This window comes from Ureibacillus terrenus (assembly GCF_006569205.1).
In the GTDB taxonomy this organism is placed as follows: Bacteria; Bacillota; Bacilli; order Bacillales_A; family Planococcaceae; genus Ureibacillus; species Ureibacillus terrenus.
On sequence record NZ_VIGD01000030.1, the window covers coordinates 1 to 11,804 of the forward strand.

Genomic DNA, 11,804 nt, shown 5'->3' on the forward strand with positions numbered 1-11,804 from the left:
TGATATTGAGCCATGGTTGCATTCCTCCTTATGTTTGGTGTTTTTGGTCCACTGTTTATTCTACCAAAGGGGAAGCAACATGGCTCTTTTTCTATTTCCCTTTTTACACAATTATATGGACTTAACTGACAGGAGGCAGAGTATGACTGTAAAAGCAGACATCGATTTTCAGAAGGATTTGTTTGAGGCAGCAAATAAAATGCGCGGGAGTGTGGCTCCTGCTGATTATAAACACTATGTTCTTCCGTTAATCTTTTTGCGCTACCTTTCTAACAAGTATGAAAAGCGTCGAAAAGAATTAGAGCAAATCGTAAAAGATCCAAGCAGCGATTGGTATACGGAAGATGATGAAATGCGGCAAATCATTATCACCGACCCGGATCAATATAAGGCGGAAAACGTCTTTGTAGTGCCTGAAGAAGCAAGTTGGTCTTATATTATGAAAAACGCCAAGCAGCCTAATATTAAAGAGATTCTTGATAACGCGATGAAGCGTCTTGAAGAGGAAAACCCAGAACTGGAAGGCATATTGCCGCGAATTTACCAAGGTTCGAACTTACCACCTGAAAACGTGGCGGGATTAATAGAAATTTTTTCCCGTGATGTATTTAGCGCCAATACGGATGACAGTGTAGATATATTGGGCCGTACATATGAGTATTTTATTAGTTCTTTTGCCGCTTCCGAAGGCAACAGAGGCGGAGAATTCTTTACGCCATCCAGTATCGTTAAACTGCTTGTTGCCATGCTGGAGCCGAAAAGCGGGATTGTGTTTGATCCAGCGTGCGGCAGCGGCGGGATGTTTATACAAAGTGAAGAATATGCGCCAAACAAACACGCACTTTCGTTTTACGGGCAAGAAAATGTGGTAACGACTGTACGTCTTGGAAAAATGAACGTTTTATTGCATGGCATCAATGCGGAAATTCGTTTAGGAGACTCGCTGTTAAACGATCAGTTCCCTGATTTAAAGGCCGATTACGTGATTGCCAATCCGCCGTTTAACCAAAAAGACTGGGGAGCAGATCGTTTATCAAAAAATGACCCGCGCTTAATCGGACCAGTTACAAACAGCAATGCGAACTATATGTGGATGCAGCACTTTCTGTACCATTTAAACGATACGGGTACCGCAGGATTTGTCATGGCAAACGGAGCGATGACCACGAATGTCAAAGAAGAGAAAGAAGTTCGTCAAAAATTAGTTGACGAAGGATATATTGACTGCATTGTTCAATTGCCTGAAAAATTGTTCTTTACCACAGGCATTCCATGCTGCTTATTCTTTTTAAGCAAAAACCGTGACGGCAAAAACGGCTATCGGGCGCGAAAAAATGAAATTTTGTTTATCGATGCCCGTAAAATGGGAACGCTCGTCAGCCGCAAGCAAAAAGCGCTGTCTAAAGAGGAAATTGATAAAATCGCAGCCGTTTATCGTGCCTACAAATACGAAGGGGCAGAAGGATACGAAGATATTGTCGGGTTCTGTAAAGTTGCAACAATTGAAGAAGTACAGGCAAATGACTACAAATTGACACCGGGAATTTATGTTGGAACAGAAGTATCAGATGAGGATGATATACCATTTGAAGAAAAAATGGCTGAATTAACACAGCGTCTCTTGGAACAATTTGAAGAATCGAATCGCCTTCAAGAAAAGATTAAGAGGGACTTGGAGGAATTACTGTGAGTAATTGGATTAAAGTGAAATTAGGAGATATTGTTGAACTAAAAAGAGAGTCATATCAACCCAAACCTGATGAGGTTTTACCTTATATTGGGTTAGAACATATAGGTCAAGGAACATTACGGTTAATCAGTGTTGGAAAATCAAATGAAGTAACGAGTACAAAAAGTTATTTCTCAAAAGGAGATATTTTATTTGGGAAATTACGTCCATATTTTCGTAAAGTAGTAAGACCTAAATTTAATGGCGTATGTTCAACCGATATTCTTGTATTAACAAGTAAAAATCCTAGGAAGTTCAATCAAACTTTCTTGTTTTATCTAATGGCTTCACAAGAGATGATTGATCTTGCTACAGCTTCTTCAAGTGGTACAAAAATGCCAAGAGCTGATTGGAAAGTGCTTCAGAATCTAGAGATAAGTATACCTGAAGATGTCAATGAACAGGAAAGAATAGGTAAGATACTCGAAACAATAGACGATAAAATCGATATTAATATTCGGATGAACAAAACTCTCGAAGAAATGGCCATGACGCTTTACAAGCATTGGTTTGTTGATTTTGGACCGTTTCAAGACGGGGAGTTTGTGGAGTCGGAATTAGGGATGATTCCAAAGGGATGGGATGTTAGAGAAGTAGGGGAAGTAATTGATCTTGCTTATGGAAAAGCATTAAAACAATCGGATAGAAAAGAAGGTGATATACCTGTCTATGGCTCAAGTGGGATTGTCGGTTATCATAACGAAAGTTTAGTTAGTGGTCCGGGAGTAGTAGTGGGGAGAAAAGGAAATGTAGGTACAGTTATGTGGGTTGATGAAGATTTTTACCCGATTGATACTACTTTTTATGTTGTGACCAAGAAAGGAATAAATTTGTTTTATGTATATATGGTCTTAAAAAATAAGAACCTTTCTTCATTAGGTAGTGATTCTGCTGTACCGGGAATAAACAGGAACATTGTTTACAAGCAAAAAATATTGATTCCACCGGAACATGTTTTGTCTAGGTTTGAACATTATATTTCAGATTTCTTTAAAAAAATTACTTTTAATATAGGCGAAAATAAACATCTTCAAAGTGTCAGGGATTATCTTCTCCCCCGCCTTTTATCAGGTGAAATTGATGTATCTCAAGCAGAAAAGCAAGTAGAAGAAGTGCTTTAAATAGACTTACATTCGACTAGGAGGTGCAAGCAGCATGGCAACGAGACCTCTAGGTGAAACGGAATTTGAAGAGACGACGATTGAACGTTTAAAACGGTTAGGTTATGACTATCTTCATGCGCAGGAATTGTTTCAGCGTGGAGAGCGGGACAGTCTTCACGAAGTAGTTCTTTACGGTCGGTTGGAAGCCTTCTTAAAGAAGGCTTATCCGGCCATACCGGAACAAGAAATCAAAAGGCTTGCTCAAATTTTGACGGCGCCGGATGGGGTAAAACTGATTAACCGAAATATGCATTTTCACCAAATGTTGACGAAAGGACTTGAATTTTCTTATGAGGTAAACGATGAAACGTACACGCCTCATGTCTTCCCAATCGATTGGGAACATCCGGAGAACAACGATTTTTTAGTGGTCAATCAATTGCCGATTGAAGGGCGCATGTCCCGCCGGCCAGATATCGTTATATATATTAACGGTTTGCCGCTGATTGTATTTGAGTTGAAAAATCCGAACAACGAGCAGGCGACTGTTTATGATGCATATACCCAAATCCAAAACTATACGTATGATATTTCGCAATTATTTAACTACAACGCTTTTGTTGTCATTTCCGATAACGTGGAAACGAAGCATGGGATGCCGTTTGCCGATTACGATTTCTTTGCTTCATGGAAATCGATTGATGGGCGAAATGTCGATAACAACCGCGCCAATACGATGCGCACGCTGATTGAAGGATTATTTCCAAAAGACCGCCTGCTAAATTATATTCGTAATTTTATTGTCTTTTTGGAGGAAGGAAGCAAAATTACAAAAATCGGCGCGAAATATCACCAATTTTTTGGCGTAAACTTCGCTGTCAATGAAGCGATCCGTGCGACGCGTCCGGATGGGGACCGGAAAATCGGGGTAATGTATCATACAACGGGTTCGGGCAAATCGCTAAGCATGTTATTTTTCGCAGGAATTTTGTCTCGCCATCCGGAAATGGAAAATCCATCTATTGTCATTCAAGTGGATCGCAATGACTTAGACGAACAGTTGCATGATACGTTTGTGCAAGGGAAATCATACATCGGCCATGTGCATCACGCGGAAAGTACCGAACAGCTGCGGACATTACTGAGAGGGGAAGCGGGACAAATTATTTTCTCCACTATTGAAAAATTCCGTAAAAAAGAAGGAGAAACCCGACACCCTGTTTTATCGGAAAGACGAAACATTGTTGTGATTGCCGATGAAGCACATCGCACCCAAGCCGGTTTTGCGGGCGGATTTGCCGCTCAGTTGCGTTATGCTTTGCCGAACGCTTCCTATATTGGATTTACGGGAACCCCGGTCGATTTTGTTGATAACAATACAGAAGAAATTTTCGGACATATTATCCACCGCTACGATATGGCTCAGGCGGTCGAAGACAAAGCGACATTGCCCATTTACTATGAGAGCCGCCTAATTCCGCTTGATTTATCCGCTGGGGACATTGATGAAAAATACAGAAAAATTATCGAAGAAGCAGGGGGAGACGATGAAGAGTCAGAGAACTATAAAAGAAAATGGGCCGCTCTGGAAAAAGTCGTCGGTACTCCAAAACGGCTCCGTCGTTTAGCCAAAGATATCGTATCACATTTTAACCAAGTCGCCAATCCGTTTCAAAAAGCGATGATTGTCTGCATGAGCCGGCGCATTGCGGTGGATTTGTATAACTATCTAAGAGAAATTCCTGAATGCCCTCCTGTTGAAGTGATTATGACAGGGGACGTATCAAAGGATCCTAAAGAGTGGCGAGAGGTTCCACCGGGAAGCAAATATGCGCATATTAAGTCGAAAAAAGAGCAAGAAGAAGTGAAAGCCAAACTTCGTGACCCAGAAGACCCTTTGAAATTTGTCATTGTCGTCGATATGTGGCTGACAGGAATGGACGCCAAACCGCTTTCTTACCTTTATGTCGATAAGCCAATGAGGGGACACAATCTTATGCAAGCTATTGCCCGTGTAAACCGTGTGTTTCCGGGAAAAGAAGGTGGAGTCGTCGTTGATTATATTGGTATCGCCACTTCCCTGAAAGAAGCAACTCATAAATATACGCAAAGTGGCGGCACGGGAAGTCCTACTTATGATATTTCCGAGGCCGTTAATATCTTCATGGATCATCTGAAGGCAGTAAGAGGATTTATTCCAAGCAAGATTGATGTGCAAAACTGGCGCGCAAAACCAAAGATAGAGCGCGAAGACTTCATTGCAGATCTTGTTAACATTCTTTTAAACCGAGATCCCGAGGAATATATCCAAGCAGCCACCAAACTGGAAAAATCGTATCAGTTGGTGAAGCATCAGCCGGAAGTGCTTGAACTTGCAGATGAAGTCATGCTTTATTTCATGATGAAAGCACAGCTTCGCAAACATTTACGCCCGTCAACTGGGGGATCTAAGGAAAACAAAACATTAGAAGAGCGATTATCAGAACTTATTGACAATAGTCTATTAGCGAAAGAAACGGTTGACATTTTCCAAATAGCAGGAATTGAACGTCCAGATATCAGCATATTGGATGATGCATTCTTGGCAGATTTAACGAAAAAAGAGCATGTAGACTTGCGCTTAAAGTTGCTGAAAAAACTTTTAGAGGACCAAATTAAAGTGACATTTAGCCAAGGAAGCCCACAGTCAAAGGCGTTAAGCGAACTTCTAGAGAAAACGTTAAGGGATTATCATAATCGTGTCATTCAGGCTGCCGATGTGGTCAGGGTTATGATTAACATGCGCAAAGAAATGGAAGAAGAAATGCGCAAGCGACACGATTTGGGATTGTCAGAGGAAGAAATTGAATTTTACAAAGCGATTACTGCTATGGAGCAGGAAGCGTTCTCAAACGAGTTTCTTGCTAGTTTAATCCATAAGGTGGTCAAAGCCTTAAAGAAACAATTAGCCGTAGACTGGACAAGCCCTCACCGTCGAGATGTCTACGCCAAAGTGAAATTAGCCGTCAAGCAAGTACTCATGAAAGAAAAAATTACCGGCCAACAATTGCAATTCTTAACAAACAAATTCATGGAACAAGCCGAGCAGCAATATAAAGACTGGCCGATGAATGCGTGACAACGAGAATAGGATCGCGCTTTCTTTGTCACGTAAATGTTTGACATGATGAGTGTCGGACATTGTCAGCATCCTTTTTATCACCCCACTGTTTTATTCTTCACAATCGTAACAGTGGCGGAGGGGATTTTAGGGGCTGGCAAGTCTTTTTTATATAATGAAAAGCTCTGCACTTTTTGGTTGCAGAACTCTGTACTTTCATTTTGCACTAAACAAGGGTTACTGTAACTAAGGTTGAAGGATGATTTTTGAAATCGTTTTGTTTAAGCTAACGGGATGCTTTAGTTGAATAAGAAAGGACATTACATATTAGTCATATACAATATGTAATGTCCTTTTATTTACTTATATTTCTTTAATTTAGGTCTTGATAATTTTATAACGGGAAGTTTTTTTTATTAGATAAAAAGATGATGATAAGAATTATTATGACAAATTTTTAAAATATTTTTAAAAAATCGGGGATATTTATTGACAATTATAGTAAGAACAAAATATAATCTAATTGTAAAATAAAGGTTAATAGGGGGATTAATGGAAAAATAGTAAAACACTATTTTATTTAGAAATTATTAGCTGATCTTATTGGCTGTTCTGCTTTGGGGGGGAGTATGATTTTTGTAAGGAGGAAATTAACAATGACTAAAAAATTTCTAAAATCGATACTTGCTTTTTCACTAACTTTTGGTTTGTTATTGGGAGGTAGCATCATCGCTTCCGCAGAAAATGAGAATTCAAATCCTGGGTGCTTATTAAGTAATGAAGCCAATGAGACATTGAGTAAAGCTTTAGATGAAGCTAAAGAATCTAAAGTTATTAAATCCAAAAATGGGAACATGGTAGTTGAAATAACGGATCCAGAAGTGCTTAAAGAATTAGAAGCTTCTATTCCTGAGCAAGACGGGAAAAAACTAGTTGGTGTTTCGGTGGCATACACTCAAACAAAAAACTTATCTCTTTCGAAAAATAATTCTGTAGTGACTCCGCAATGGGCAACTGGTTACTATTTAAAAAACATTTATACTGGTGAAGCATGCGGTGTTTCAATAATAAGACAATCTACTTATAAGGGTCCATCAACTGCTACATTGACTGTGAAAGAAAAAGTTGATGCTACATGGTCATCTAACACAAATATAAGTGCTTCAAAGGTTTCAGCAGGATTAGGTTTTAGTGTAACAAGTTCTTACGAGGTTTCGGATACTTATCAAATTAAAGTTCCATCAGGGAAAACATATACCATAGTCGCTAGACCGTATTACCAAACTTATAATTTTGACGTTTGGTACGATCCGATTATTGGAAGTGATTATAAAGCGGGATACGGAAATGCTTTCAAACCAATCGGAGTATGCTTTTATTACTATGAATGATAATTTATAAAGAATTTTTATCGGAGTAAGTTTCTATATGAAACTTACTTCTGTTTTTTTGTGGTTAATTTGGTATAAACTTTAATATAATTAATTTATCTTGTGTATTGTTTATATGAACAAAAGGGAGGAAGGAGCAAAATGAATTTTTTAAAAGACCCGAACAAAATGAGGTTTGTTTCATTAATAGTTGCTGTCATTGGATTGTTTTTAATTTTAAACAGCCCTAGATTAGGGAGTATTTCAACTTCATCATGGCTTCGGTCATTAGGTGGTAGTGTGGATTCTCAGGAATATTTGCAAATGTTAGAAGAGTATATAGACTCTTATAGAGTGATAGGATTAATTTTCTTATTTACAGGTTTATTTTCCATTCTCAACAAGAATGATAACAAATAGGATGGAAAAGAAAAATTACGTTCAGATTGTAACACCATAAAATGGGGAGTTGGAAGATGATGATCCAACTCCTTATTTTTTTATAAAAAGCATTTATCCCCCTCTAGGCATCATTCAACAGCCTGAATCTTGTATTCCTTATCAAATATTCTCTTTTTCATGATTGGACACCTCGAACCTATTGTAATTAAGTTTATTATAATCTCCCTGTTCTCCGTGTCCAATTTTTAGACTAACATCAAAGTGATTGATTTAGAGAAGGTTTATTTATTTTGTTGAGGAATGAGGATGATAAGATTAGGGAAGAATTGTATCTAAAGTAGGAATATTATGACTAAATGAAAAAAAATAATTTTTTATATTTTAAATTGATTTTTTATCTTATAATAATAACCGATAAAAGAAAAAAATTAAAGGAGGAGTATGATGTTTGAAAATAAATTAGCCGATGAAAATGCGGTAAAGCAATATGATGAAGTTTTAAAAAGTATTGATTCTTTGACAGAAGATGAGGCTAAAACTGTATTAAAACAGATTTATATGAGATTAGATATTGTTAAGAACGGAAACAAAGAATATAAAAGCGAACAATGTGTAAAAGATTTAATATCCCAATTTAAAGATTTTGTTAGAATTGAAAAAATAAAAAAAGAAAATAATAAATAAAACAAATAAAATTCGCATAATTTAATAAAATTTATTTTCTTTTTGGTTCATCACCAAATTTTGTGATTTAGTGACAAAAAAGAGAAAGCACTGACGAGATCCTGGCAATAATGTTAGCGGTGAAATAAACATTAAGGAGGTTTCGTAAGTGCTTTCTATATCACTAGGATTGCCAGAATTTAAAGTGATTAAACAAGAACTTCTTTCCTATGGTTATGCGATTCATGTAGAGAAAACAGAGACACAGGAACGTTGCCCTCATTGTGGGTTTGCCACTTCCTCTGTCCACGACAGACGGACAAGAAAAGTACGGGATTTGGCGATTTTCCATCAACCGGTGTACTTGTTCGTAAAGGTAAAGCGCTAGCGGTGCTGGAATTGTTCCCCAGTGTTTTCCGCCTCTTTGGAATCGATTCCACCCAATCAACACTACACCAATCGATTTTGTGAGTACTTGTATGAACTTTGCGAAGGCTCCACCATTCAAGAGGTTAGCCGAAAGCACCGCATCCCATATACAACATTGGAACGCATTTATTACTCCATCGCATCGAAAAAAGCAAAAGAGCGTCAAACAGCGATAGAAGCATCTTCTCAAGAAGGAATGGTGCTTAGCTTAGATGAAATCGCGGTAAAAAAGGGACATCAGTATGAAACCGTATTGATGGATGCCAAAGCCGGATCGGTCATGGGAATGCATGCCGATCGCCAATGTGACTCCGCCATCAACTTGTTGAGCCAAAATGGCCTGTCGAAAGAAATGGTCCAAACGGTGATTCTTGACATGTGGGAACCTTATCATAAGGCGGTTCGCGCCCTGTTTCCATCTGCTTCGATTGTCATCGATAAGTACCATGTGGTTCAAAAAGTGACACAAGCCTTGGATCAAGCAAGAAAGGAATTTTCTCCATTGAAAAAGGCTCGATATCTTCTCTTAAAAGGCTGTGAAAAGCTTCGTAAGGACCAACGGCTTCGATTAGACGATATCTTGGAGGAGTATCCGGTACTTTCCATTGCTTATTATCTGAAAGAGTTGTTTCTGGATTTTTACCGAACCGATGGATATAACGAAGCAAAGGAACGCTTGGAAGAATGGATTAAGTTAGCCAAACAGAGCCCTTTTGCTTCTTTTCAGGAAGCAGCCAACACGCTTGAAAGGTGGAAGGAGCCTATTCTTTCCTACTTTTTGTGCCCATATACGAATGCCCGAATCGAGGGGACGAATCACAAGATCAAAAATATCAAACGCCGGGCATATGGCTATCGAAATCTAGAACGGTTTCGTTTACGTGTATTTCTGGAGTGTACAGGGAACACTACAGGTAGTCAGGCTGCCTAAGCACTCCCTTCTTCCGCTATCGGTATGATAGTTGGTAGAATGGAACCCGTCAAGGAAAGCACTTGACTGTTTCCATTCTACCAACTTCGTGGTCTGTATGCGGAAGAAGGATCCTGACTGATGAACCTATTTCATCCAGCTAACATGTTTCTAAGATTGAGTAGAAATCACAGAAAATGGTGAAGACCCCTTTTTATAAGTGCCCGTCTTATATTTTCCTAATATCTAAGGGAGGGAATTATTACCTTGATTAAAAAAACTTCTAGTATATTAATCATCTTTGTTATTATTTTCAGTTTTCTTCAATTAGTGTCGTCTGCAATGGCTAAATCAGACACCCCTCCTTTGCTCATTGAAATTCATGTGACTGGAGATACAAACTTCATTGTATATAAGGTGCCTAGGCAGATGTATGATGGTTCTGCTAATGCATTAGAAAAAGAGTTGGTTTCTTCTCAAAAATTACATGTTGATAGGTCTAGAGTTGAGTATAGTGCAAGTTTCACAACAATTACGCTGTTCATGAAGGATTTATATGAAAAGGAAGGTAAGAACCTTATCCTACATGTATCACCTAAGGATATTACAAGTCCTTTTCATGCAAAACAACCTGTACAGGTGACATTGTTTACAAATAAAATGATTGACTGGAGAACAGAAGAAGGTAAAAATTTGAATGAAATAGGTTTTCGTCCAGTATTCAGTTTGTTAAGTGAACGTAAAGACGAGTTCATTGGAGATATAAACTCATTCCGAAATATGGGAATTTTAACATTGAAGGGAAATATTAACGAAAATGAGGTCGTCCTCAAAACTCTAATATATATCTTGCTTACTATTATCTCAATGGTGGTTACGACTTGGATGGGAACTCTTTTGCGAAAACATGTAAGAACAAACCATGTGATACCTGCAAACGTTCGAAGTGTTAGTCAGAAATATCAGATTCCAGCACTGCTTCTTGTTGCCCTACAATTGGGTTATGTCATAATGACGGGCTTGTTTCTGGGGTATGAAATATTTCTGGGAGGGATTGGTGGCGTACTACTGGCCTTTGGTCCTTTTGTTATAAGTGCTTTTTTTATGATTGTTTATTTCATTTACCTACAACAGCGTATTATAAAGGAAATTGAAAACGGAGAACTTGCCAAAGAGGACAATACTCCTGTCTCGGAAATATGGAGTATGCTTGTTCCTCTTGTGGTTCCCATTGTAATCACTATTTTGGTTAATATCGTGATTTATTTTATTCCAGTTAATATTGCTAAATTTGATTCAATGGTTACAAACATCATTACCTCCTATATGGTTCAGATATGTATTATTACTGTTGCATATATCTCGGCACCATATATATATAACTTGCTCCTTCCAAAGCGTAAGTTAAAGGAACGGGAACTATTAGACCGTATCAATTTATTAAGTGCAAAGCATGGTATCCATTTTAACAATATTTACGTGCAGTCGTCTAAGAATATTAGGATAGCTAATGCGATGGTATCCGGATATATCCATAAGAACCTATACCTATATGACTATTTAGTAGAGAATTTAAAAAATCAAGAATTAGAGGCTGTCATTTTGCATGAAATAGCTCATATTAAGAGAAAACATTTAGTTAAGTTGCTAGGTGTAACATGTGTAACATTAATTACATTTCAAGCCATTCTCTACTTTCATCCCATTTTTGGTTGGACAAGTATTCCATTGTATTTAATAGTTCTATTGTTGGTCAGCAGCTTCTATATGAGAAGATATGAATTGGAAGCAGACCGTTTTGCTGCTTTCCACATGGGAGATACAAATGGAATGATTTCTGCATTGCTTACCTTATCACGACTTAACTACACCTCGACAAGTGTCAAAGGACCGATTAAATACTTTAAAACACATCCGAGCATAGATGTTAGAGTACGGCATCTGCAACAGCTCCATGGTCAATTCCCAAAATGTAAATTAGCACATTATTTCAGAATCCCTTTTTCAAATTATTTCGGACGGATTCTGAAATAATGTGCAAAATCTTTGCGAATTATTCCAGGTTTTGCAGATTATTTCCGAACATTTGCACATTATT

The 11,804-nt window shown here is 38.0% G+C and carries 7 protein-coding genes and 1 pseudogene; all 8 read left to right on the top strand.

The features are described 5' to 3' along the window. Positions 1 to 142: 142 nt before the first annotated feature. Positions 143 to 1,690 carry a type I restriction-modification system subunit M gene (locus tag FKZ59_RS13700; RefSeq protein WP_141603314.1) on the top strand — a complete coding sequence of 516 codons (1,548 nt, stop codon included), beginning with the start codon at positions 143 to 145 and terminating at the stop codon, positions 1,688 to 1,690. Next, positions 1,687 to 2,850, top strand: a complete 1,164-nt coding sequence (locus FKZ59_RS13705; RefSeq protein WP_141603315.1) for a restriction endonuclease subunit S — start codon at positions 1,687 to 1,689, stop codon at positions 2,848 to 2,850. Before FKZ59_RS13700 ends, FKZ59_RS13705 begins: the two co-directional genes overlap by 4 nt. A gap of 34 nt (positions 2,851 to 2,884) precedes the next feature. Further along, a complete protein-coding gene (locus FKZ59_RS13710) occupies positions 2,885 to 5,950 on the top strand; it encodes a type I restriction endonuclease subunit R (protein ID WP_141603316.1) in 3,066 nt (1,021 codons plus the stop codon). A 638-nt stretch (positions 5,951 to 6,588) separates the two neighbouring features. Next, positions 6,589 to 7,323: a DUF6426 family protein gene (locus FKZ59_RS13715; RefSeq protein ID WP_141603317.1), complete on the top strand. Its 735-nt coding sequence runs from the start codon at positions 6,589 to 6,591 to the stop codon at positions 7,321 to 7,323. A 141-nt stretch (positions 7,324 to 7,464) separates the two neighbouring features. Beyond that, positions 7,465 to 7,722, top strand: a complete 258-nt coding sequence (locus FKZ59_RS13720; RefSeq protein WP_141603318.1) for a hypothetical protein — start codon at positions 7,465 to 7,467, stop codon at positions 7,720 to 7,722. Between the two features lie 426 nt (positions 7,723 to 8,148). Then, positions 8,149 to 8,388, top strand: a complete 240-nt coding sequence (locus FKZ59_RS13725; RefSeq protein WP_062678573.1) for a hypothetical protein — start codon at positions 8,149 to 8,151, stop codon at positions 8,386 to 8,388. Between the two features lie 148 nt (positions 8,389 to 8,536). After that, positions 8,537 to 9,727 (top strand): annotated as a pseudogene (locus FKZ59_RS13730) (ISL3 family transposase). A gap of 246 nt (positions 9,728 to 9,973) precedes the next feature. After that, entirely contained in the window at positions 9,974 to 11,740 is a 1,767-nt protein-coding gene (locus tag FKZ59_RS13735; protein WP_141603319.1) for a M48 family metalloprotease, read from the top strand. Positions 11,741 to 11,804 lie beyond the last annotated feature (64 nt).

Excerpts from the sequence above, each read along its gene's own strand:
- FKZ59_RS13710 (WP_141603316.1), top strand. The coding sequence starts at position 2,885 with ATGGCAACGAGACCTCTAGGTGAAACGGAATTTGAAGAGACGACGATT.
- FKZ59_RS13715 (WP_141603317.1), top strand. The coding sequence starts at position 6,589 with ATGACTAAAAAATTTCTAAAATCGATACTTGCTTTTTCACTAACTTTT.
- FKZ59_RS13725 (WP_062678573.1), top strand. The coding sequence starts at position 8,149 with ATGTTTGAAAATAAATTAGCCGATGAAAATGCGGTAAAGCAATATGAT.
- FKZ59_RS13700 (WP_141603314.1), top strand. The coding sequence starts at position 143 with ATGACTGTAAAAGCAGACATCGATTTTCAGAAGGATTTGTTTGAGGCA.
- FKZ59_RS13720 (WP_141603318.1), top strand. The coding sequence starts at position 7,465 with ATGAATTTTTTAAAAGACCCGAACAAAATGAGGTTTGTTTCATTAATA.